The organism is Gordonia terrae, from assembly GCF_001698225.1.
Lineage (GTDB): Bacteria > Actinomycetota > Actinomycetes > Mycobacteriales > Mycobacteriaceae > Gordonia > Gordonia terrae.
The window spans coordinates 5,132,307-5,156,250 of sequence record NZ_CP016594.1 but is presented as its reverse complement, the minus strand read 5'-3'; the positions used below and the strand labels follow the sequence as shown (position 1 = coordinate 5,156,250).

At 68.1% G+C, this 23,944-nt stretch carries 19 protein-coding genes; 11 read left to right on the top strand and 8 right to left on the bottom strand.

What is annotated here, in order from left to right; genetic code table 11:
• Positions 1 to 90: 90 nt before the first annotated feature.
• The gene (biuH, locus tag BCM27_RS22835) at positions 91 to 822 is read right to left on the bottom strand and encodes a biuret amidohydrolase (protein ID WP_004019780.1); all 732 of its coding nucleotides are present in this window, start codon (positions 820 to 822) and stop codon (positions 91 to 93) included.
• Positions 823 to 1,062: 240 nt separating this feature from the next.
• Positions 1,063 to 2,439: a cytosine permease gene (locus BCM27_RS22830; protein WP_004019779.1), complete on the bottom strand. Its 1,377-nt coding sequence runs from the start codon at positions 2,437 to 2,439 to the stop codon at positions 1,063 to 1,065.
• Positions 2,440 to 2,622: 183 nt separating this feature from the next.
• On the opposite strand from BCM27_RS22830, the gene BCM27_RS22825 reads away from it, so the two are divergent.
• Together BCM27_RS22825 and fgd are read left to right on the top strand one after the other, a co-directional pair.
• Positions 2,623 to 3,309, top strand: a complete 687-nt coding sequence (locus BCM27_RS22825; RefSeq protein WP_004019778.1) for a GntR family transcriptional regulator — start codon at positions 2,623 to 2,625, stop codon at positions 3,307 to 3,309.
• 133 nt (positions 3,310 to 3,442) lie between these two features.
• Positions 3,443 to 4,453, top strand: a complete 1,011-nt coding sequence (gene fgd / locus BCM27_RS22820; RefSeq protein WP_033205237.1) for a glucose-6-phosphate dehydrogenase (coenzyme-F420) — start codon at positions 3,443 to 3,445, stop codon at positions 4,451 to 4,453.
• Between the two features lie 80 nt (positions 4,454 to 4,533).
• Here fgd and BCM27_RS22815 read toward each other — a convergent pair whose 3' ends face one another.
• Entirely contained in the window at positions 4,534 to 5,433 is a 900-nt protein-coding gene (locus BCM27_RS22815) for a LysR family transcriptional regulator (protein ID WP_004019776.1), read from the bottom strand.
• A 94-nt stretch (positions 5,434 to 5,527) separates the two neighbouring features.
• Here BCM27_RS22815 and BCM27_RS22810 point away from each other — a divergent pair, with 94 nt between their 5' ends.
• From BCM27_RS22810 to BCM27_RS22770, 8 genes are all read left to right on the top strand, one after another.
• Positions 5,528 to 6,616 carry a DMT family transporter gene (locus BCM27_RS22810; RefSeq protein ID WP_004019775.1) on the top strand — a complete coding sequence of 363 codons (1,089 nt, stop codon included), beginning with the start codon at positions 5,528 to 5,530 and terminating at the stop codon, positions 6,614 to 6,616.
• Positions 6,574 to 7,185 (top strand): hypothetical protein, encoded by a 612-nt coding sequence (locus tag BCM27_RS22805; RefSeq protein WP_004019774.1) that lies wholly within the window; start codon positions 6,574 to 6,576, stop codon positions 7,183 to 7,185. Before BCM27_RS22810 ends, BCM27_RS22805 begins: the two co-directional genes overlap by 43 nt.
• Before the next feature lie 17 nt (positions 7,186 to 7,202).
• The gene (locus BCM27_RS22800; protein WP_033205183.1) at positions 7,203 to 7,805 is read left to right on the top strand and encodes a TetR/AcrR family transcriptional regulator; all 603 of its coding nucleotides are present in this window, start codon (positions 7,203 to 7,205) and stop codon (positions 7,803 to 7,805) included.
• Between the two features lie 14 nt (positions 7,806 to 7,819).
• Positions 7,820 to 9,496, top strand: coding sequence for an FAD-binding oxidoreductase (locus BCM27_RS22795; protein ID WP_004019772.1), 1,677 nt, complete (start codon positions 7,820 to 7,822; stop codon positions 9,494 to 9,496).
• Positions 9,497 to 9,536: 40 nt separating this feature from the next.
• Positions 9,537 to 11,735: a phosphate acetyltransferase gene (gene pta / locus BCM27_RS22790; protein ID WP_004019771.1), complete on the top strand. Its 2,199-nt coding sequence runs from the start codon at positions 9,537 to 9,539 to the stop codon at positions 11,733 to 11,735.
• A complete protein-coding gene (locus BCM27_RS22785) occupies positions 11,732 to 12,934 on the top strand; it encodes an acetate/propionate family kinase (protein WP_004019770.1) in 1,203 nt (400 codons plus the stop codon). The genes pta and BCM27_RS22785 overlap by 4 nt, the downstream gene beginning before the upstream one ends.
• Before the next feature lie 511 nt (positions 12,935 to 13,445).
• Positions 13,446 to 14,414, top strand: coding sequence for a light-mediated development protein DET1 (locus BCM27_RS22775; protein WP_141638816.1), 969 nt, complete (start codon positions 13,446 to 13,448; stop codon positions 14,412 to 14,414).
• 469 nt (positions 14,415 to 14,883) lie between these two features.
• Positions 14,884 to 16,545, top strand: coding sequence for an HNH endonuclease signature motif containing protein (locus BCM27_RS22770; protein WP_004019765.1), 1,662 nt, complete (start codon positions 14,884 to 14,886; stop codon positions 16,543 to 16,545).
• On the opposite strand, the gene BCM27_RS22765 is transcribed toward BCM27_RS22770, so the two are convergent.
• The 3 genes from BCM27_RS22765 to BCM27_RS22755 are packed head-to-tail and all read right to left on the bottom strand — an operon-like array spanning position 16,542 to position 21,588.
• Positions 16,542 to 19,121, bottom strand: a complete 2,580-nt coding sequence (locus BCM27_RS22765; protein ID WP_004019763.1) for a serine/threonine-protein kinase — start codon at positions 19,119 to 19,121, stop codon at positions 16,542 to 16,544. The genes BCM27_RS22770 and BCM27_RS22765 overlap by 4 nt on opposite strands.
• Before the next feature lie 5 nt (positions 19,122 to 19,126).
• Positions 19,127 to 20,131 (bottom strand): glutamate ABC transporter substrate-binding protein, encoded by a 1,005-nt coding sequence (locus BCM27_RS22760; protein WP_033205239.1) that lies wholly within the window; start codon positions 20,129 to 20,131, stop codon positions 19,127 to 19,129.
• Between the two features lie 5 nt (positions 20,132 to 20,136).
• Positions 20,137 to 21,588 (bottom strand): hypothetical protein, encoded by a 1,452-nt coding sequence (locus BCM27_RS22755; RefSeq protein WP_004019761.1) that lies wholly within the window; start codon positions 21,586 to 21,588, stop codon positions 20,137 to 20,139.
• A 351-nt stretch (positions 21,589 to 21,939) separates the two neighbouring features.
• On the opposite strand from BCM27_RS22755, the gene BCM27_RS22750 reads away from it, so the two are divergent.
• Positions 21,940 to 22,422, top strand: coding sequence for an NUDIX hydrolase (locus tag BCM27_RS22750; RefSeq protein ID WP_004019760.1), 483 nt, complete (start codon positions 21,940 to 21,942; stop codon positions 22,420 to 22,422).
• Between the two features lie 60 nt (positions 22,423 to 22,482).
• On the opposite strand, the gene BCM27_RS22745 is transcribed toward BCM27_RS22750, so the two are convergent.
• Positions 22,483 to 22,866, bottom strand: a complete 384-nt coding sequence (locus tag BCM27_RS22745; protein ID WP_004019758.1) for a hypothetical protein — start codon at positions 22,864 to 22,866, stop codon at positions 22,483 to 22,485.
• 323 nt (positions 22,867 to 23,189) lie between these two features.
• Complete coding sequence (gene thiE, locus BCM27_RS22740) at positions 23,190 to 23,915, bottom strand: thiamine phosphate synthase (RefSeq protein WP_033205188.1); 726 nt, start codon at positions 23,913 to 23,915, stop codon at positions 23,190 to 23,192.
• Positions 23,916 to 23,944: the final 29 nt, after the last annotated feature.

Sequence of the window (23,944 nt, the reverse complement as noted above, 5' to 3'; positions counted from 1 at the left end):
GGTAGAACTTCAACTGAGCTTCAAGTCCAGTCTGTTCGCTGCCGGAGGAATCGCCAGCCGCGAACACGCCCCTCACCAGGGGCACAGGTGTTACACGGCGATATCGACGCCCGCTCGCGGGGCGATCACGGCGAGGAGATCCGACGACGCGGCGACGGCGCCGAACACGCCACCCTGCATCGTGACCATGTTCAGGGCGGCCTCGTGATTGGCGGAATCGGTCGCGCCCGTGCAGTCGGAGAGGATGAGGCATTCGTAACCGCGGTCGTTGGCCTCGCGCATCGTGGTGTGAAGACAGACATCGGTCGTGATCCCGGTCAGGATGAGGTGCGTGATCCCGTTGGTGCGCAGCACGAGGTCGAGGTCGGTGGCATAGAAGGCGCCTTTACCCGGCTTGTCGATGACGATCTCGCCGTCGCGGGGAGCGACCTCCGGCACGATCTGCCATCCGGGTTCGTCGCGGATCAGGATGCGACCGCAGGGACCGGCGGAGCCGATCTCGGCTCCGATCCGTCCCGACCGCCAGCGTTTGTTGGCCGGGAGATCGGACAGATCGGCGCGGTGGCCCTCTCGGGTGTGGATGATCGTGAGGCCGGCGTCGCGCGCCGCGGCCAGGACCCGGGCGGTCGGTCCGAGTGGCGCCCGCGTCAACGACAGGTCGTAGCCCATCGAGTCGACGTACCCGCCCGGGCCGCAGAAGTCGGTCTGCCAGTCGATGCAGAGGAGTGCGGTGGCGGTGGGGTCGAAACCGCCGTCGTAGGGCCAGGCGTACGGCCGTGCGGCGCCGATCGTCGAAAAGCGATGTGATGCAGAGGATGTCATGGATGGTTCCTGCTTCGGTGGGTGGGGACTGCTGCTCCGTGATGAGAGAGCCACAGGATGCTCCCTGAGGTGTGAGGAGCGTTGGCGACGAGATGCCGTTTCTGCTCCCTGAGGTGTGAGGAGCGTTGGCAACGAGATGCCGTTTCTGCTCCCTGAGGTGTGAGGAGCGTTGGCGATGAGATGCCGTTTCTGCTCCCTGAGGTGTGAGGAGCGTTAGCGACGAGCCTCGAAGGGCCGGCGTCAGACCGTCGCCGATTCGACACCCTCGGTGGCTGCGGGTGCCGTCGCCGCCGGAACGCATGACCGCCGACTCAGGAGCGCGGCAAGGACTCCCGACACGAGGATCCCCACCGCGACGACGCACAGAACGGGGGCGATGTAGTGCGTGACGAGGGCTGCGACCGCGCCGCCGCCCCACGCGACGAACGACGTCGCGCGCCAGGCGACCGGGGAATCGGCCGGTGCGGCCCGCTTCGTCCGTGGGAGCACCTGGTCGACGATGAGGACCGCACCGAGCGGCGGGACGACGACGCCGAGCAGGTTGAGCCAATCCTCGAAGTGCTGCCAGATCCCGGCGACGGCGAGCGCGACACCGACGGCCCCGAGTGCGACGGTCAGGACACGCATCTTGATGCCGGTCAGCTCGCTCCAGCCGACGGCGCCGTTGTAGAGGCAATGCGTGCACACCGATCCGAGGTTGATGAACACGAAGGCGATCGCGATCGGGACCAGCACGCCGCCGTTGTCGATCAGGATGCCGAGGAATCCGCCACCGTTGGTCGCCGGATCGTCGCCGGCGCCCATCGCGACGATGATGCCGCCGATGGTCAGCGCGATCGTGTTGCCGACCGGGAAGGCGCTGAAGGCGGCGAGGAACGCCTGCTTGCCGTTGACCGACCAACGGGTGAAATCGGCTGTCATGGTTCCGGAATCGGCGAACAGGGCGACCACGAGTGTGACCGCGGCACCAAAGGTGAGCGCGGTGGCGCCGGCGCCACCGGCGTACGAGGTGAATTCACCGGCGCCGGGCGCGGACGAGGCGTCGACGATGGCGAGGACACCGAGGACGAGATAGAGCGGTGCCGCGATGACGCCGATCACGGTCAGCGCCCGGATACCCAGCAGCGTCGCCGCCACGTACCCGACGCCGGCGATCAGCGCGATCACTGTGGCGTTCCACCCCATGCTCGCCTCGAGCGTCGAGCCGGTGAGGCCGGTCTGGAAGGCGAACCAGCCGATCACGACAGTGGTGAGGAAGGCCGCAGGGATGCGATAACCCTTCGCGCCGAACGTCCGGGCCGCCATCAACGCGAAGTTCTCGCCGGTTCGTCCCGCCTGATAGCTGAGCAGGCCGACGTAGGCCATCAGGATCAGGTTGCCGGCCGCAATCGCGGCCATGCCCGGCCAGAAGCCGAGCGAGTAGACGATCATGCCGCCGAAGACCGCGCAGGTGAGGATCATCGGGAACCCGAGCCACACCGATGACACCGCGAAGAGTGACTTGCGCGCCGACGCCGGGACGGGCCGGTCCTCGTACTCGTCGAAGGTCGCCGCCGCGTCGGGGGCGGTGTTGCCGGGTCCCGTCCCGGCGACGGGTATGTCTGAGGTAGAGCTCATGGGTTCCTCCCGAACCTCGATGCATGTTCCTATAGGAAACGCTCGAGTCGTCGCGCTCTCGTTGCCGCGTCGTTAACAACCGATTAACCACGACAGGAGGGCATTCGCGGCGAACTCTCGTCACGACGGTGGCCGGCGTCGAGCGCGTAGAACGAGAATCGAGAATTCATATAGGATCTCGCCATGAGTGAGAGCGCCGTGGGCGTCACCCCGGCCCCGGCGGACCGGATTCGCGCCGAGGTGGAGGAGGGCATCCTGTCCGGACGACTCGCGCCCGGTACGCGCATCAACGCCGACGAGCTCGCCCGGGAGTCGGGGGTCAGTCACATCCCTGTGCGCGAGGCCCTCCGTTCCCTGGAAGCCGAGGGGTGGGTCGTCCGTCGTCACAATCGCGGCACCTACGTCCGGGACCGGGATGCCGCCGAACTGTCGGACCTGTTCGAGGCACGGCTCATCGTCGAGCGGAAAGCGGCGTGGCTGGCGGCGCAACGACGCACCGCCGCGCAACTCGACGAGTTGGTGCAGGTCGTCGAACGTCAGGATGCGACGACAGATGACGCGGCGCTGTCCGCGATCAATTGCGACTTCCACGTCGGACTGGCGAGTTGTGCGCACAACCGAGTCCTCGAGTCGATGGTCGCCGACGTGAACAAGCGGGTGCGTTTCTACTATCTGCCGACCGCGGGCCGGCGGCACGACGTGTCGGTGGCCGAGCATCGGGCGATCCTCGACGCCGTGCGCGACCGCGACTCCGAGCGTGCGGCCGACCTGCTGGAGCGGCACATCGCCGACACACGGGCCGGAGCGTCACGGACGTTGACCGTTGGCGAGTCCGGCGAGGCGTCTGCGGCCGGCAGCAGGGCCGGCTGACGGGGCGACAGGCTGGCGACGCCGCTGTCTGCGCACATGCTCTACGTTGGTATGCGAGGTCACAACACGATTCGGCCGACTCCGCAGACCGGCCCGCGCCGGCGGTGAGGCCGGTGGCAGAGGAGCGATGGACATGGCAGAACTCAAGCTCGGTTTCAAGGCATCGGCGGAGCAGTTCGATCCGCGCGAGCTGGTGGAGATCGCGGTCGCGGCCGAAGAGCACGGCATGGATTCGGTTGCGGTGAGCGATCACTTCCAGCCCTGGCGGCACAACGGCGGTCACGCGCCCTTCTCGTTGGCCTGGATGGCGGCGGTCGGTGAGCGCACCAAGCGGGTGCAGATCGGCACCTCGGTGATGACCCCGACCTTCCGCTACAACCCCGCGGTCATCGCGCAGGCCTTCGCCACGATGGGCTGCCTGTACCCCGGACGCATCATGCTCGGCGTCGGAACCGGCGAAGCGCTCAACGAGTACGCGACCGGTTTCCAGGGCGAGTGGCCGGAGTTCAAGGAACGATTCGCACGCCTGCGGGAGTCGATCACGCTCATGCGCGAGCTGTGGACCGGCGAGGAGATCAACTTCGACGGCGAGTACTACCACACGCAGGGCGCGTACATGTATGACATTCCCGAGCAACCGATCCCGGTGTATGTCGCCGCCGGCGGCCCGGTCGTGGCCCGCTATGCCGGTCGCGCCGGTGACGGTTTCATCTGTACCTCGGGCAAGGGTCCGGAGCTCTACACCGAGAAGCTGCTGCCCGCGGTCGCCGAAGGTGCGCAGAAGGCCGAACGCAACGTCGACGACATCGACAAGATGATCGAGATCAAGATCTCCTACGATCCCGATCCCGAACTGGCGCTGGAGAACACGCGGTTCTGGGCTCCGCTGTCGCTGACCCCGGAGCAGAAGCACAGCGTCAACAGCTCCACCGAGATGGAGCGCCTGGCCGACGAGCTGCCGATCGAGCAGGTCGCCAAGCGGTGGATCGTGTCCTCCGATCCCGACGAGGCCGTCGAGAAGGTCAAGTTCTACACCGACGCCGGGCTCAACCACCTGGTCTTCCACGCCCCCGGACACGACCAGCAGCGGTTCCTCGACAACTTCGAACGCGACCTCGCCCCGCGGTTGCGCAAGCTCGGCTGACGCGGGAGTGGCTTCGACTCGGGGCGTCGCTTCGCTCCGGCCCGGCTCAACCAGCGGTGAGGCTGAGCTTGCCGAAGCTCCTACGAAAAGCTGTGCGCCACAGCGGAGTCGAGCATGTCGAGGACTTGTCGCACCGGCGGTAGGTCGAGTCCGGCCTGGCGCACCCGGACCCGCACCTCGCGCGCGGGCGTGGGATCGACGATCGGGATCGCCACGACGCCCGGCGGCAGGTCGATCAGGGCCAGTCGGGGGACGACGGTGAGGCCGACCCCGGCCGCGACGAACCGGATCGCGGTCGGGTAGTCCTGTGTCTCCACGCTGAAATCGGGCACGAATCCGACCGACGTGCACGCGTCCAGCAGTGCCTGACGGCACGGGCCGCGCGCCACGTCGTTGTCGACCCACGGGACCTGGGACAGCTCACGGAGGGTCACCGACTCGAGCGCCGCCCACGGTGAATCCTCCGGTACGACAGCGTGATACGGGTCGGTGGCCAGTCGGCGATCGTCGAAGCCGCCGACCTCGGCAGCGGGGCGTCGACTGTCCGCCACGTAGATCTCGATGTCGGGTGATGTCGACGAGGGGCCCATCAGTTCGATGAGGCGCAGATCGAGTCGCAGTCCGGGGAATTCGCGGGAGATCGCCGCCACGATGGGCGGGATCCAGGTGGCGCCGGCGGAGGCGAAATAGTTGATCCGCAACTGGCCGAGCCGTCCGTCGCGCAGCTCCGAGATCAGGCCGTCGACGCGGGCGATCTGCTCGAAGACCGTGTCGGACTCGCGCGCCAGGATGGTGCCGGCCTCGGTCGGCACGATGCCACGACCGTCACGCTCCACCAGCGACAGTCCGGTCTCGCGCTGGAACGTGGCGATGTGCTGACTGACCGCCGACGGTGTGTACCCGAGCGCGGCCGCGGCCCCGCCGATGGACTGCTCGCCGATGACCGAACGCAGGACGCGGAGTCGGTGGATGTCGACCATGCGGCGAGTATAACGCGGTCATTTCAGTGTCACTGAAGTGTTGGATTCAAGTATTTACTTGTGCTGAATTGCCGGATGGGCGATTCTGGACCGTATGTCCCCGCGCCTGCCGGCATCTGCTGCGTCCGCCTCCGCATCGCTGCCCGCGCTGGCAGCGATCGTCACCGTCGTGTTGTGGGCGTCGGCTTTCGTCGGGATCCGTGCGCTGGGCGACACGTTCTCCCCGGGCGCCATGGCCTTACTGCGGTTGCTCGCCGCGGTCATCCCGCTGACGGTCCTCATGGCGGTGGTGCGTCTGCGCGCGCGGACCACCGGAACGCCGACACGTCCGCTGTTCCCGCGGGGTCGCGCACTGGGAATGGTCGTCGCCTACGGCGTCGCGTGGTTCGCGGGCTATACGATCCTGCTGAACTGGGCCGAGCGTCACCTCGACGCCGGGACCGCGGCGCTGCTGGTGAACCTGGCGCCGATCCTCGTCGCCGTTGCCGCGGGTCTGTTTCTGGGAGAGGGATTTCCGCGCCATCTCGTGATCGGCATGACGATCGCCTTCGCCGGCGTGGTGCTGATAGCGCTCGGCGGATCCGCGACCGCGGACGCGCACGCCGACTGGCTGGGCATCGTCCTCGGGGTCGCCGCGGCAGTCCTGTACGCGACCGGTGTGTTGATCCAGAAGTCCGCACTGCGCACCGTCGACGCGCTGACCGCCACCTGGCTGGGTGCGGTCGCGGGTCTCGTGGCGACCGCGCCGTTCGCCCCGGTCGCCGTCGGCGAGTTGGCCGGCGCCGAGCCGGGGGCGATCTGGGCGGTCATCTACCTCGGCGTGGGGCCGACCGCGATCGCCTTCTCCACGTGGGCGTATGCGTTGGCGCGCACCGATGCGAGCGCGATGGCGGCCACGACGCTCGTGGTCCCCGCGATCGTCATCGTCCTGTCGTGGGTGCTGCTCGACGAGTTGCCGACCGGCGTCGGCATCGTCGGTGGACTGCTCTGCCTCGCCGGGGTCGCCATCGCGCGCCGATTGCTGCCGAGAAGGCCGCGCATGGCCCGCCCTGCGCGTAGCCTGGACGCATCGTCGCCGGCGATGGCGCCTCCACACCCACAACGGGGTCCCGGCACGACCGCAACCGAGGGGACACCGTCATGCGCAAGCTCGTCGCCGGTCTCGCGATCGGCGGATCGTTGACCCTGGGCGCGGCGGTGACGCTTCTGACCGTCGACTCGGAATCGCCTGCGGCGCCGCCGAATGTGAGCTGTCCGCCGTTCGCCGGGTCGGGGCCCGTCCCCGGCTGTTCGGTACACGTCGACGGGACTCGCGTCCAGATCGATCTGTACAACAACGCGACGCGCAACCCGGCCGTGGTGTGCACCCTCACGCCGAGCGGTGCGCTGCGGCCCACCGACTCGACGGCGATGGGGCCCGGTTCGCGTGGTTCTCTGGTGGCCACGGTGTTCCCGAACGTGTCGAGAACCTTCGTCGTCGAGTGCCGGGGCGGCGGTTCGGGTACCGACCGCGTGGAGCGTCAGACGACGATCACCGCGCGGGCCGAGGCGCCGGTGCCCGAGCGGACGACGCCGTCGTTCCGACGATCGTCACCTCCGCCGGCCCCGTCCGCGCCGTCGCAGTCACGTGAGTCCGATCGGCCCGCCGACCCGACACCGCAGACGAGCACCCGAGATGCCGTCCCGGACGAGACCACGACCACGGCGCCGACCGTCACGACGACCACCACGACGGTTCCCGCCTCAGGCTGATTCGCTACGGTTTTCGCATGGATCGTGACCGCATGGTGGATGTCGGAGTCGGGCTCGTCTCCCGATTCGGGGCCAAGACGCTGAGTCTGACGTCGGTGGCACGGCACGCCGGGGTCGCGCGCGCCACCGCCTACCGGATGTTCGGCGGGCGCGAAGCGCTGGTCGCGGCGATCGTGGAGCGCGAGGTCTCGCTGCTGCGGGTGAAGCTGGTCGAGTGGTCGGCGAGTGCGCCCGACGCGGCGGGCAAGATCCACGCGCAGGTGGTGAACGTCCTGCCGTACATCCGCAACCACGATGCGCTGCAGTACGTGCTGCGCAAGGAGCCCGAGGAGGTCGTCCGCGCGCTGGTCGCCACCAGCGATCCGGCCGGGCCGACGCTCATCCACCAGATCGTGGCGGAGACCCTTCCCGACCTCGAACCCGAGATCGGGGACCAGTTGTTCCCGAATCCGCGGGGGGCCGCGGAGTTCCTCGTGCGGACCATCTACTCCCTCATGCTGATCCCCGACAGCTTCCTGAGCGACGAGCAGATCGCCGAACTGGTCGTCCGGGCGGTCGTGCGAGACGACGCCGGGGGCGCGGCGCCGACCGGCGGTACCGGGCCGGGCACGGCGCGATGAGCGGCGGCGATCCGATGTCCGACGAAACCGCGATCCCCGTCGTCGAAATGCAGCGGCCGCGATGGGGAGACCCGGCGCGCAGCGCCGAACTGCCGGGTGCGGCGGCTGCTCTCGCCGGCGACCGACCGGTCGATTCCGGTGTCGACCCGGCGACGATCACGCTCGCCCGACCGGTCGTCGATGCCGCTGTGCGAGATCAGATCTCGGAGATCGTCGGTGCCGACAACGTCTCCGATGCGGATGCCGCACGGGTTCAGCACACGCGCGGTTACTCCACCCCGGACATCCTGCGGTTGCGTGCGGGCGACGCCGACGACGCACCCGATCTGGTCGTGTACCCGGGTGACCACGACGAGGTGGTCGTGATCCTGCGACTGTGTTCGGAGCGGCGGATCGCGGTGGTGCCGTTCACCGGCGGGACATCGGTGGTGGGCGGTCTGACGCCGGACCGCTCCGGGGTCGCCGGTGTGATCAGCCTCGACCTGCGACGCCTCGACCGCGTGGTCGAGATCGACGAGATCTCCCGCATGGCGACGCTGGAGGCAGGCCTGCGGGGACCGGCCGCCGAAGCGCTCCTCCGCGAGAAGGGCTGGACCATCGGACATTTCCCGCAGTCCTACGAGGGCGCGGGGATCGGTGGGTATGCGGCCACCCGGTCGGCCGGTCAGTCGTCGGCGGGCTACGGGCGGTTCGACGAGATGGTGGAAGGGCTGGTGCTGGCCACTCCGCGCGGCACGATCGAACTCGGCACCGCGCCCCGCTCGGCGGCCGGCCCCGATCTACGTCAGCTGGTCCTCGGCTCGGAGGGCGTGTTCGGTGTCATCACCAGCGTCCAGCTGCGCATCCGGCCCGTCCCGACGACCCGCGTCTTCGACGCCTGGCGGTTCGCGTCGTTCGCCGACGGCGCCACCGCGCTCCGTCGGCTCGCCCAGGACGGTCCGCTACCCACCGTGCTCCGGCTGTCGGATGAGGTGGAGACGGCGTTGAATCTCGCCGATCCGGCCGGCGCCGGGAGCGAAGCGAGCGGGCCGAATGATTCCGGCGCCGGCGCCGGGAGCGAAGCGAGCGGGCCGAATGATTCCGGCGCCGAGAGTGAAGCGGATGGCGGGTCCGGGTGTCTGGTCGTCGCCGGGTACGAGGGTGCGGCCGACGAGGTGGCGCGGCGGCGGGACGCGGCGTCGGCGGTGCTGACCGATGTCGGGGGCAACGCTCTGGGTGACGGTCCCGGGGAGGCCTGGCGTACAGGCCGTTTCGCGGGGCCGTATCTGCGCGATCCGTTGCTCGACGCCGGGGTGCTCGTCGAGACGCTCGAGACCGTCGCCTTCTGGTCGCGGCTGCACGAGGTGCGCGCCGCGGTGACGGCCGCCGTCACGGACTCGCTCACGGCGTCGGGCACGCCACCGCTGGTGATGTGTCACATCAGCCACGTCTACGAGTCGGGGGCGTCGCTGTACTTCACGGTCGTCGCGCCGTTCGGCGAGGACCCGCTGGCGCAATGGGCGGCGGCGAAAACCGCGGCCAATACCGCGATCCGGGCGTCCGGCGCGAGTATCACCCACCATCACGCGGTCGGGCGGGATCACCGGGACGCCTACCACGACGAGATCGGACCGCTGGCCCTCGACGCGTTGCGGGCGGTGAAGGGGTCGCTCGACCCGACCGGGGTGTGCAATCCCGGGATTCTGATCTGACGCTCCATCCGACGGCCCGGCGCCCGGCGCGACCGCCACTATGCTGGGGCGCATGGCCACGGATGCAGTCCAGACCGCGAACGCCGACGGACCCGCGAGTGCGGAACAGGTCGTCACCGACACCACGACGAGTATCTACATCGCCTCGGCCGAGGGCGAGACCGGCAAGTCCATCGTCGCGCTGGGACTGCTGGCGTTGCTGTCGGCCACCGGCGGACGCGTCGGCGTGTTCCGACCGATCTCGCGGACGGCCACCGATGACCGTGATCCGATCCTCGACCTTCTCCTGGACTACGACTCGGCCGACATCCCGTATGAGGACTGTCTCGGCGTCACCTACGAACAGGTCCACGACGATCCCGAGGGCGCGATCGCGGAGATCGTCGCCCGCTTTCACGCGATCCAGTCCCGGTGCGACCGCGTCGTCATCGTGGGCTCGGACTACACCGACGTCGGAACCCCGTCGGAGCTGAGCTACAACGCCCGGATCGCCGCCAACCTCGCTGCTCCGATGGTGTTGGCGATCAGGGCGATCGACCGGTCGCCGGCAGAACTGCATGGTCTGGCCGAGGGGCTGATCGCCGAGGTGACGGCCGCACATGCGACCCCGATCGCGCTGGTTGCGAACCGGTGCGATCCCGACCGTCTCGACGAGATCCGGGACCAGCTGCGCAGCACCGGTGTTCCCGCACTGTGTCTGCCCGAGGAGCCGGTGCTGTTCGCTCCCACGATGGGCGAGCTGAAAGAAGCGCTCGGCGCGACCATGTACAGCGGCGACGAGGAGTTGCTCGATCGTGAGGCGCTGCGGGTGATGGTCGGGGGCATGACCGTCGAGCACATCCTCGAACGACTCACCGACGGCACGGTGGTCATCACGCCCGCCGATCGGTCGGATGTCCTTCTCGCCCTGGTGAACGCCAACACCGCACAGGGGTTTCCGCGCCTGGCGGGCATCATCCTCAACGGCGGCCTCAAGCCGCATCCGATGATCGAGGCGCTGGTGAGCGGCTTGAAGCCGACCCTCCCGATCATCAGCTGTCCACAGGGCACCTACGACACCGCGCGCACCGCCGCCCACACGCGCGGCCGGCTCGGGGTGGGCTCGGCGCGCAAGATCGAGGCTGCGCTGTCGCTCATGGAGACCCACGTCGACCCCGAGAAGGTCATGCTCAACCTCAACGTGTCGACGCCGACCGTGGTGACGCCGCAGATGTTCGAGTACCGCCTGATCTCGCGCGCGCGTGCCGACCGGAAGCACATCGTGCTGCCGGAGGGGGATGACGATCGGATCCTGCGCGCGGCCAACCGGCTTGCCCGGCGCGGGGTCGCCGACCTCACCCTGCTCGGTGATCCCGACGCGGTGCGCGAGCGCTCCATCGAACTCGGACTCGACCTGACCGACGTGATGGTCATCGACCCGGCCGAGTCGGAGTACCTCGACGAGTTCGCCCGGATCTACACCGATCTGCGCAAGCACAAGGGCATGGATTTCGAACGGGCGCAGGAGAAGATGCGGGACGTGTCCTACTTCGGCACGATGATGGTGCACACCGGGCGCGCCGACGGGATGGTGTCGGGGGCGTCGCACACCACCGCGCACACCATTCGACCGGCCTTCGAGATCATCAAGACCAAACCCGGGGTGTCCACCGTCTCGAGTGTGTTCTTCATGTGTCTGGCCGACAAGGTCCTCGCGTACGGGGACTGCGCCATCGTCCCCGACCCGTCCGACGAGCAGCTCGCCGACATCGCCATCTCGTCTGCGCAGACCTCGGCGGCCTTCGGTATCGACCCCCGGGTCGCGATGCTGTCCTACTCCACGGGAACGTCCGGATCGGGCGCCGACGTCGAAAAGGTCAAGACCGCGACCGAACTCGTGCGGGAGCGGGAACCCGAGCTGCTGGTCGAGGGGCCGATCCAGTACGACGCCGCGGTGGAACCCTCGGTGGCGAAGACCAAGATGCCCGACTCGCCGGTCGCCGGTCGCGCGACCGTGCTGATCTTCCCCGACCTGAACACCGGCAACAACACGTACAAGGCGGTCCAACGCAGCGCCGGAGCCATCGCCATCGGACCGGTGCTGCAGGGCCTGAACAAACCGATCAACGATCTGAGTCGCGGAGCCCTCGTCTCCGACATCGTGAACACCGTGGCGATCACCGCGATCCAAGCCCAGCAGGAGGGTGTGGACCCGATCGCCGAGAACGCCGGCGCCGCCGACGAGGAGGATCGTCGATGAGCGCGGCGTCCGGTGCGGTGCTGGTGTTCAACGCCGGCTCGTCGTCGTTGAAATATCAACTGGTGCAACCGGCCGACGGCACGGTGCTCGCGGAGGGCATCGCGGAGCGGATCGGCGACACCGGCTCGTCGATGACGCATGAACAGAACGGCGAGACGGTCACCGAGACGCTGGAACTCGACGATCATCTCGCCGCGGTCCGGCGTGCGGAGCGGTTCTTCGCCGACAACGGAACCGATCTGGCGGACGCGGGACTGAGCGCGGTCGGGCATCGGGTGGTCCACGGCGGCAGGTCGTTCTACGAGCCGACCGTCGTGACCCCCGAGGTGATCTCGGAGATCGAGCGCATCTCCCCGCTGGCACCGTTGCACAATCCCGCGAATCTGGTCGGAATCCTTGCCGCGCAGGAGTTGCTGCCGGACGTCCCGTCGGTCGCGGTCTTCGACACCGCCTTCTTCCACGGGCTCCCGGATGCGTCGGCGACGTACGCGATCGACCGTGCGGTCGCCGACGAGCATGCCATCCGCCGCTACGGGTTTCACGGCACCAGCCATGAGTACGTGTCCGGGCGGGTGGCCGAGTTCCTGGACCGCGACCCGGCGTCGCTGAACCAGATCGTGCTGCATCTCGGCAACGGCGCGTCGGCGTCGGCCATCGCGGGTGGGCAGCCCATCGACACCTCCATGGGCATGACTCCGCTCGAGGGGCTGGTGATGGGAACCCGCAGCGGCGATCTGGATCCCGGGCTCGTGCTGCACCTGAACCGGGTGGCGAACCTGTCCGTCGGCGAGATCGACACACTGCTCAACAAACGGTCGGGACTTCGAGGCCTGTGCGGGGAGAACGACTTCCGTGCCATCACGGAGCTGATGGATTCCGGCGACGACTCCGCCCGACGCGCCTTCGACGTCTACATCCACCGCCTGCGCCGTTATGTCGGCGCCTACGCCTTCGCGCTCGGCCGCGTCGATGCCATCACCTTCACGGCGGGGGTGGGGGAGAACTCGGCAGTCGTTCGCTCTCGTGCGCTGGCGGGCTTGGAAGGATTCGGGATCGTCGTCGACGAGGGGCGGAACACTATGCGCGGCAAGGCTGCTCGCAGGATCTCGGCGGATGACAGTGCAGTGGAGGTGCTCGTCGTGCCGACCAACGAAGAGCTCGCCATCGCACGGCAATCGGCGGCGGTGGTTGGGGGCTGATCTCCCGGACTAGGCCCCGGCGTCCTGCTGCAATTGCGCGTGAACGCGGGTTCCCGGGAACGGTATGCCGGCCTTCGGCGCCCTGGTGCTGAATCGGCTCAGGGAGGGCGACACTAGTTTGGTGGGTGTCCCTTGCGAGCAGGCGTAGGCGAGAATCTCGATCTTGTGGGGCTCGTAGTCCAGCTCGTATTTGTCGAGCACGGTTCGCCAAAGCTTCCGGCACGCCGACCCGAACCCTTCGGCATTCGTGGCCGCATAGGCGTAACAACTCCTTGATCGGGAGTGCGAACTAGGCCCTGATCAGGGCGTCCAGTGAAAAACGAGATTCTGAAACCCTCGTGGGATGACTCGGTCGCATAACCACCCGGTCGGAGACGGGGTATTGGGGTCCTCCCCTGGGTGCCAGCACCAGCACCCTGAGGTGCTTGCCGAAGTGTGGCGAAACACAGTTGAACCGGATCGCGTGACCTGTGACTATGTGGCGGTGGAAGCGCATGACAGTACGCAGTCGATGGCTGATCTGATCGAGGGCGGACGCACGCTTGTCGGCGTCATAGGCACAGTGCAACGTGATAACTGGGACCATCCCGAACGAGCAGTATTCCATTCCCGCGTCGGTAAGACCCTGTACCTCCGCAGCGCAGATCCGTGTGACCCGGCTTCGGAACCAATTCCGGTCTACGAGGGCGACGAAGTAGTAGTCCTGGAACACGTCTCACACATGAGCATCCACACCGAACCGGAGGGGCCAGCTGGCTTTCTGATAAGCCAGAGGCTCGTTCCGGTCCGGGAAGAACACGGCAAGGTCGTCGCCAGACCTCTGCGGCATGGCGAGCCCGACGACGGTCGCCGGTGCCACGTCAGGCCTGGCGATCAAGTGGAGATTCTGCCCGCGGTCGAGTTGGACTACATCGACGAATGGGAGGGCCGAGATGTCAGCGGCTACGTTCCTTTGACGCCGGTTCTATGGGCGTGGATGTCCCTCGGGGAACACAATTCCGAGGACAAGCGGCGGTACCTGCTTGCAGCTGCGCGACGTCTCGACCAGGCACAGAACCTGTTTCGGCGGATCGAGGAGCTTCGCCAGTCCGACCACGAGGGCGCCCCTGCCACTAGTCGAGCGATCTTCGAGCTTGTTGGCGCTACCGAGTTGGCCGTCGTCTCACTGAGTCGAGCCATCGACATGTGTAGGCAGGCAGAGTCGGCGATCGGCACGATAGTTCGAGTTCCGAACGAGATCACTACAACGTGCGATGCGGTAACGAAGATTCGAAACGCGTACGAGCACATCGAGGATCGGGCGTTGGGCAACGAGCGCCACGGTCCACACCCCGACGCGTTGACGATCTTCAAACACGACCAGGTAGTCGGTGACGGCGTAATCGAGTATGGCGCATATCGACTGGATCTCATTACCGAAGTACCCCAGATCATTCGAGCTACCAGGCAGTTCCTCAAGGGTGTGGCCGCTGAAATCTGAGGAGCGTCGGGGGTGACGCAAACAGGGATCGCCCCCGACGGACCCGCCACAACTACGCAGCGTCCTCAGCCACTCCGACGACCTCATAGCCACGCTGAGCGCACAGCTCGCGGCAGGCTTGAAGCCGTCGCTCAGGGAAGGTTGTAGCGTCGTTGACGCGGGACAGCCGGACAACGATCAGGGCTCGTACGATGACCTCCCCCACGGGGTAAACCGGCATAGGCGAGTACTCGAAGGTCGACGTACCGGCTCTCAAGAAGGGCCGGCGTCGCGGAAGACCGAAGGGCCGGAGCGCTTGTCGGCGATCGGATGAATGACCGAGCCGCAGGACGGCTCGAGAATCGGCTGCCTTTACCACGCACCACCGACGAGATCCGGTCAGCGCCTAGACAACGAAAAGTATTGCGCTCCATACGCATAGCCGCTAGTATCGAACATGTATTCGCGCAATCGTCTCCGGGGGGTGACCATGTCCGACGAATCCGCTTCGCTGCAACCTCGTGCCGTCGAGCTGGTGGCCGAGCTGCATGCGATCCTCGACGAACTGCAGACGGTCGACCTGTCTCCGTGCACCGACGACGAGCTGATCGACGTCGCATCGGCGACCGAACGCGCCATCGCTCGAACCACGTACGCCGGCGACCGGCAAGTTGCCGAAGTCGAGGCTCGCGATCTTCCTCGCAAGACCGGGTACCGCACCCTCATCCAGTTCATGAATCACCGCCTCCGCATCACCAACCCGGTGCGACGGCGCAAGCACCTCAATGCCACCGCCACGCTCACGTGCCTCAACGGCGATCGCCTGGAACCCGAACACCCCACACTGGCCGAAGCGTTCGCTGCAGGGTCTGCCGGGACCGCACACGTCCAGGCGGCCCTCGATGTCCTCGACCGGATTCCCCACGCCATCGAACACGACGTGAAAGTTGCTGCGGAACGGCAGATGGCCGAGATCGCCGTCGGTCACACGCCTGCCGACATCACCCAACTCGGTGCGCGACTCCTCGCGCACCTCGACCCGGACGGCACACTGTCCGACGACACCGATCAGCAACGACGACGAGGCCTGTGGATCGGTCGGCAACGCGCCGATGGCACCGCGAAGATCTCGGGCACGCTGACTCCCGCACTCGCCGCCCGGTTGACGATGATGTTCGCGGTATGGGGCAAGCCCGGACTCAACAACCCCGACGACCCGAACTCGCCCAGCGGGCCGGCCGGCACCGCCGATCCCGACGCCCTGGCCCTCGCAGCCGACCGCGACCAACGCACCCCCGCGCAGACCAATCACGACGCACTGGACGCCGCACTCACCGCCGGTTTCGCAGACGGCGCGTTCGGAAAGTCGCACCGCGGCCTGCCCGTGCAACTGATCATCAAAGCCGACCTCAGTGACCTGATCCGCGAAGCCGGACTCGCGACCACCGCCACCGGAACCCTGCTGCCCATCCGGGACGTCATCGCGCTCGCCGCGGATGTGCAGCCGTGGTTGGCGATCTTCAAAGACCACACCACCGTTCCGCTTCACTTCGGACGCGGCAAGCGTCTGGCCACCCGCGAACAACGCCTCGTCTCCTTCGCCCGCCCCGACGGGGAAGTGTGCTCGGCACCCGGCTGCGATCAGCCCGCCACCCAGGTGGAGCTCCATCACGCCGAACAGGATTGGGCCAAGGGTGGTCTCACCGACATCGACGACCTCGCACCAGCGTGCCCGCGACACAACCGCATGGTCGGTGATGAGCCCGGCCAGTACACCACCCACATCGAACGGTCCGGACCCGACGAAGGCCGCTGCGTCTGGCGACTCAACGCCGAACCCGGCGCACCACCCAATCCCGACCGCCTCAACCGCCGACCCGACATACCCCGGCGGTTCGCAGAATTTCTACGCGACATACGCGCCGAGATCCACGGACCGACCACCCGGCCCGGCGATCAAGCACGCCCGGAGACGCCACACCGCCAAGACGCACGCCAATCATGGTTGAAAACCAGCCACGTCATCGACGTCCGACCACCACGGCGCATGCGTCGCCGACGTCCAACGCCGGTCGAGGCGCACCTCGAGGATCTCCTCAGGCAAGAACCGCTCGTGTGCAACGCAACCGGGACGCCTTTCGAAACGCCCTAGAACAACGTGTTCGGTCGGACATAGTTGGCGAGGTCGACCAGCATGAACCGGTGTGCTCGGTTGGTGCGGGTCAGACGGGCCAGCTGACGTAGCGAGCGCTCGGTGCCGGTGCGAATCCCGTACTCGGTGAACGGGAATCCGAGCAACGTCGAGGGTTCTTTGTCCTGTGCGGCATCCTCGGGGTTGTCGTGGATCCAGCCCAGCGCGGTACCCAACACGATCAGCAGCATCCGGGCCTTACGTGGTTCGGTGTCCGGGATCTGCTCGAGACGCCGGGCCGCCTCGACGATCTGCTCACGGGTCACCTGCGTGGTGGGCCGGCCGTGGACGAGCGCGATGATCGCCGTCGCTCGTGCGGTGTTGAAGTGGCGACTGGTGGCCGGCACCTCGTCGAGCGGCTGGATGGCGGCGTCGATGTCACCGGCGGCCACCGCGAGCCGGGCCAGTCCGAAGGCGGCGGTCACGATGCTGTGGTCCGTGAGCCACAGATCGTGATAGTGGTGCTGCGCAACGTCATACAGCTTGGCGATCTTCTCTGCGGACTTCGCGGGGCCCTTCTCGTCGGCCAGCCAGCGGCCGATGAGTTCGGCCGTGCCGGCGACGGCGAGCTTCGGTGCGACCTCGCCGGGCATCGCGCCGAGGACCTCGTCGAAGCGCTCGTAGGCGAGTTCGGGCTCGTCGTTCATCAGCGCGCAGATGCCCATGTACCACTCGACCCGCCACGAATCACCGTGGTGGGCCCGGACTTCCTGCAGAAGGGCGAGCGCGGTGTCGACGTCATCGAGTTGCAGATGAGCGCGTGCCTCGGCGAGATCGATCTCCCGAGAGGGGTGGGCGTTCTTGACCGGTCGGCCGCCGAAGAGCGACGCGAAACCCTCTGCGCGGGCGGTGTTGATGGAGTCGAGGGTCTGGCGCGGATCCGACAGCGCCGCCGAGGTGAGCAGGCTCGCGGCCGGGTCGAGCGGGTTGACCAGTGGGACGGGCAGCGCGTTGGCGATGTCCACCGGGTCGTAGAACGCCGCCTGATCGGGGTCGAAGAAGCCGTCGACGGGCGCGAGCATGAGGTCGGTGCCGAACGTCGAACGTTGCGGGGTGAACACCGTGGACAGCGCGGGACGCGGAACGCCGGTGTGCACGGCGACGGTCTCGCGCAACACGTTCAGCACCTGCGTGCTCATCTCCTCCGCGGAGACGAAGCGGTCGGCCGGATCGGGTGCGGTGGCGCGCTGCAAGAGGCGGTAATACGACGGATTGTTCCGGAACAGCGGCGTTTTCGACGCGGTGGGCAGGCCGTCGACGTAGCGCCCGTGGCGCATCTCCATCGGCACGGTGAGCACTGCGAGGGTACGTCCGATGCTGTAGATGTCGGTCGCGATCTGCGGTCCGGTCTTGACGATCTCCGGCGCCTGGAACCCGGGCGTGCCGTAGAGGTGACCGTAACCGTTGATCGGGGAGACGGCACCGAGATCGATCAGCTTCACCTCGTCACTGCCGACCATGATGTTCTCGGGCTTGACGTCGTTGTAGACCAGGCCGACCGAGTGCAGGTAGCCCACGGCGAGAAGCACTTCCAGGATGTAGGCCAGACCCTGCTCGACCGAGAGCAACGAGTTGTCCGGGTCGCCTGCGGTGATCTGCTTGAGCGTCTGACCGCCGATGTACTCCATCACGATGTAGCCGAAGCGGTCATCGTCGTCGACGTGCTCGACGAAGTTGTAGATCTTGACGATCCCGGGATGATTCACCGAGGCCAGGAACTGCCGCTCGGCGACCGCGACGCGCTGCGCCTCCGAATCCGAGGAGTTCAGCAGGCCTTTGAGGACGACGGGCCGATCGCTCACATTGCGGTCGATGGCCAGGTAGATCCAGCCCAGGCCGCCGTGGGCGATCGCACCGGCGATCTCGTACTGGTCGGCGACCAGCGTGCCGGGAGCGAGACCGGGAACGAACGAGTATCGCGCGCCGCAGTTCCCGCAATCACCGGTCGGCGGACCGGCGCCCTCGCCCTCGACGCGGCCGACCGGTTTGCCGCAGCGCCAGCAGAACCGCTTGTTGTCGGCGATCACCGGGTCGTCGATGACGGCGTCCTCGGGTTCGATGTCGGTGATCTTCGGCATCTCGACCAGGCCGCTGCCGAGCCGGCGTTCGTGCACCGGAGGACGGCGCCGCGGCACGAGTCGCCGGCCGAGCGGACCCGAGTCGGGCTCCGGATGGGGCACGGCCGGACGGGACCGCACGACGCGGTCGGTCCGATCGTCGGGGTCCACCCCGACGGTGAACACCGGTGCGACAGCCTGTGTTCCGACATCGGGGTCGGTGCGCCGACCGGGCCGCGGATCGGTCGTGTCGTCGGAGCCGGCGGTCAGCGCCGCGAGGTCGGCCTTCTGGGTGCCGACCTCGCCGACCTCGTCCTGCCCGACCTCGTCCTGCCCGACCTCGTCCTCGCCGAGAAGCGCGTCGAGCGAGACGCGCTGGGTGCCGAGGTCCCCGCCCCGATCGTCCTCGCCCCGATCGTCGCCCGCCTGATCGTGGCGGACATCGTCGGTGTCGTGATCGTTGCGCGCTGCGCCGTCCATGGGCATCAGTCCCGGTAGTACGGCTGGGGCGCGCCGTACCCGCTGTCGAGGATGGACAACCACCGGTCGCGGATCTCCTGCCAGCGACCGGTCACGCGGATGCGCTCGAGGACCCCGTTGACGAACCGGATCATGTCGTCCTGGCCCTTCGGGATTCCGACGCCGTAGAACTCCTCCCCGAGGCTGGGGCCGACGACCCGCAACCACGGGTCCTGTGCGGCCAGACCCGCGAGGATGGCGTCGTCGGTGGTCGCCGCGTCGATCTGCCCCTGTTGCATCAGCACCAGGCAGTCGGCCCAGGTCGTCGTGCTGACGATGGTGGCGCGGGGCTGGATGGCCTGGATGCGGCCGATCGAGGTCGTCCCGCGCGCCGCGCAGACACGCTTGTCCGCCAGCTGCGCCGGTCCGGTGACATTCGAATTCCGGAACGACAGAATGCGCTGCGAGGCAACGTAATAGGGAGCCGAGAAGCTGATGTCGCGCAACCGGTCGCACGTGATGCTCATCGTCTTGATCACCACGTCGACCGTCATGTCCCGCAGGGCGTCGATCCGCTGGGCGGAGCTCAGGACCTGGAACTCGACGCGACGGTCGTCGCCGAAGATGGCGCCGGCGATCTCGTGCGCGATGTCGACGTCGAAGCCCTGGATGTCGCCGGTGATCGGGTCGCGGAAGCTGAACAGGTTGGAGCCGATGTCGAGGCCGACGATGAGCCGTCCGCGTTCGAGGATCCCGGCCATCGTCGAGTTCGGCGGCATCTGGCGCGGGAGCGGCATCTGGGCGGGCGGACGCAGGGTCAGGGTCGCGTTGCACGCCTCGGAACTCGGCAGGGGCTCGACGGGCACGTCGACCTGGACGCCGGGCAGAACCGGCGGTCCGGCGGTGGCCGTGGGCGGAGGTGATTCGGGTGCGGGAAACCGCACACATCCCGTGGCGACGAGGCCGGTGAGGGCGAGCAGGACCGCGATGGTCAGCAGGCGGTGACGTGAGGCGATACGAGGTGCGGGCATGGTCGTCATCGGTACTCCCGGATCCGGGGGATGAGACCGCCCACGATCGCGACACCGGCGAAGACGGTGAGCAGCAGGATGCCGGTGCCGGTGAACCCGAGGACGCGCTGCGCGGTGTTGATGTCGTCGCGGAACGAGTTCCGGGCGGTGGTGATCGCGTCGACCAGCGCGGTGTCGACCGCGGTGTAGGCGCGCGCGGAACTGTCCGGCCCGTCGCCGACGGTGTGCAGCCGCGCGAGCCCGAAGTTCCCGGTCTGGATGTAGCGGCGGACGGCGGCGTCGGTGCGCTTCCACTCCGTCAGCGCCGCGGTCACCGTGTCCAGCTGCTCGGCGGTGACCGCACTGTCGCCGTCCTCGGTTCCGCCGCGCACGTCGTCGACGATGTTGCCGATCTCGCTGGTCGCCGCGGAGAAGCTGCGTTCGAGTCCGCCCTGGTCGCCGCGGCGGATCAGCGACAGCGTCTCGGCCGACCGGGCCTGTTGGGTGAGGATGCGGGCAGCGGTCAGGTCGCGGAGCGGGTCGGCGCCCTCGGTGCGGGCGTCGCTGGTCGCCGCCACCGACATCAGGCCGGAGGCGAGCAGCCACAGCGTCCCGATGCTGAGGGCGAAGATGGCCGCGACGATCCCGAGGTTGAACCGGCGGCGGGTTCGGCGCGCGAGGTAACGCGAGGTCAGCACCAGCGCGGCGAGCAGGAACAACAGTGGCGCGTACACAGTCCAGGGCGGGCGGGTGAGCGTGTGTTGGGGATCGGCGATGGCCATCGACCGCCGCTCGTACAGGCGCTGTGCGGCCGGGAGGATCTCGTCCTGCATCATCGACGACGCCTGGCCGAGGTACGCCGAGCCGACCGGGTTGCCGAGCCGGTTGTTGGTTCGCGCCGTCTCGATGAGACCGCTGTACACCGGGATCGACGTGGAGAGGGTCTCGAGGTCGGCGCTGACGGCTTGCTCCGCCCGGTCCGACGCCATGCCGGAACCGGGTTCGCTGGACGTACCGGTCGCCAGGATCAACGACGACGATGCCGTCGCGAGCGCGTCGGAGTAGCGCTGCCGCAACTCGGGGGTCTCGAGACCGCCCGAGATGAAGGCGGCGTTCGCGGAGGCGTCGGCGATCGACAGCGAGCTGTAGAGGACCTGTGCGGCCTCGGCGAGCGGTTCGGTCCGATCGATGAGGCGCTGCAGGGTCTGGGTGCGGTCCTCGAGAACCGTCGACGCGTACAGCCCGGTGCTCAGACAGCCGAGCGCCAGGATGCCGCAGATGATGATGAGTTTGCCGGGGGTGGTGACCGCGAAGTGCCGGAGGGTCTGGAAGGGCGACTGGGCGCGTTCCCGGGCCGTGGCGACGAGTTCGCGCCGGTCGGCGAGCACCTGTCGGATCGGGGGTGAGGATTGCGCCGGTCGGATCGTGCGACCGCCACGCGTCAGCGCCGTCCGCACGGAGGACGCGTCGCCGGTCACCTACCTGATCCCTTCTCGAACGCTGGATCGTCTCCGGTGCGGTCGTACGGTCACCGGTTCCCCGTTCCGGATTCGCGTGACCGGGCGATCAACGCCAGGTGTTGTGTCATCTGGGTCATCGTTCACCGGGTCGTGCGTGTTTCACCCTATGCCATCGGGCGGGGTTCCTTCGGGCTCGACCGGCCCCGCGTCGCCGACCTCGACCGTTCGGCTCGCAGTGCGTGCAACCGGGTCGCCTCAGGGTTCGCCACCCGGGATCCGCAAGCGCTGCGCGGACTCCCTGGCAGGTGGCGCGCGTCTCACTTACGGTGGAGGCACCCGGTCGACGCGATCGGGTTGCGAGGAGGCGTGGTGCGCGGCGACGGCGACGGCTGGGTGATCGATCCCGACGGTTCACGATATTGGGGTATCCACGGCGCGGCAGGTCTGCTGCTGCGGGCGCCGTTGCCGGAGGGATCGACCGGTGTGCTCCTCCAGCATCGCGCCGCCTGGTCGCACCAGGGCGGGACATGGGCGCTGCCCGGCGGCGCGCGCGACTCGCACGAAGGCGCCGTCGACACGGCGATTCGCGAAGCCGAGGAAGAAGCCGGTATCACCGGCGACGACCTGCGCGTCGTCGCGGCCGTCGTCACCCACGAGTCACCCGGCGGATGGACCTACACGACCGTGATCGCCGAGACCGATTCGCCGGTCCGCACGGTCGCCAACTTCGAATCCACCGAGCTGCGGTGGGTCGACGAGAAGCGCGTCGACCAGCTGCCGCTGCACCCGGCGTTCGGGCTCGCCTGGCCCACGCTTCGCGAGCGCATCGCGATGCTCGACCCCCAGAGCTGAGTCCCGCTCCCTACCCGTCACACCCTTCGTGACGCGCCCTCCGCAAGCTCCGGGCGCTCCTCAGGGAGCAGGGGTTGCGACATCCAGCAAACGGTTCGCGCCGGCGATCAGGGCGTGGACGTTGGCCTCGTCGCCGCTCGCACCCTCGCCGGCGGCCCACGCCTGGCGGCCGTCGTTCTCGCACAGCAGGAACGTCGTGACCACGCCGTCGACCACCCGCTGATGCAGGCGGACGATCTGAACCGGGGCGCCGACGTCGTGGAGGATCGAGGTCATCGCGCCGACCGGACCGGCGGCGACCGCGCTGCACGACCTGATGCGGTCGGCGATCGCGAGCGTCGCCCGGCACTCGACCAGGTCGCCCGGACACGACACGACCGACCATGATCCGAGCCGGATCGCGCCGCCGCGGGAGTATTCGTCGGTGAATTCCTGCCAGGTCATCCCGGTCGCCTCCTCGTGCATTCCAGGGGGAAGCGGACGTCCGTACCGCTCGGTGAACAGATCGTCACCGCGGCGGTCGCCGCACTCATGCCACGAACAGGATGGATGGGACAGATGAAGTGGGTGCATCTCATTAACCGATTTCGGTCGAAGAACGGATGACCGACTGGAGAGCGCAACCGACCCGCAGCGGGGGGTCGGTCAGATTCAGACCCCGCTGCGGCGGGTTACGAGAACGCTCGTGATGCACAACATGATCGGTCCACCATAGACCCGAGGTATCGACCGGGCAAACGTGTTTGCCCGAGGCCGGCGGTGAGCCGCTACAGCATCCCGGCGAGGTCGCGGGCCGCGGCGGCCGGGTCCGCGGCCGCGGTGATGGCTCGGACGACGACGATCCGCCTGGCCCCGAGCGCGGTCACCTCGCCGACGCGGCCGGCGTCGATGCCGCCGATGGCGAACCACGGCTTCGTCGATTGTGGTGTCCTCGAAAGCATTTCCGAAGTGGCGGAGACGAGGTCGAGGCCGGCGGCGGCGCGGCCGGGTTTGGTGGGCGTGGTCCAGCACGGGCCGACGCAGAAGTAGTCGACGTCCTCGTCGGCGATCGCGGCGGCGGCTTGCTCGGGGTCGTGGGTCGAGGCGCCGATGATCACCCCCGGGCCGATGATCCGGCGGGCCGCCGACGGCGCGAGGTCGCCCTGTCCCACGTGCAGGACATCGGCGCCGGAGAGCGCCGCGATGTCGGCGCGGTCGTTGACCGCCAGCAATGCGCCGTGCGCATCGGCGACGGCCCGCAACCCGGCGAGGATCTCGAGTTCCTCCCCCGCCTCGAGGGTCCCGAACTCGCGTTCGCCCGGTGAGTTCTTGTCACGGAGCTGCACGATGTCGACGCCGCCCGCGAGCGCGGCATCGACGAAGTCGAGGAGGTCGCCGCGTTCGCGCCGGGCGTCGGTGCACAGGTAGAGGCGGGCCGCGGAGAGCCGACGACAACGGTCCGCCGCGCGGCCGGAGTCCGCGGACGCTGACGTGGTGGGGTTCGGGGTCGTCACGCCGACCAGGCTAACCGGACGCCCGAGGC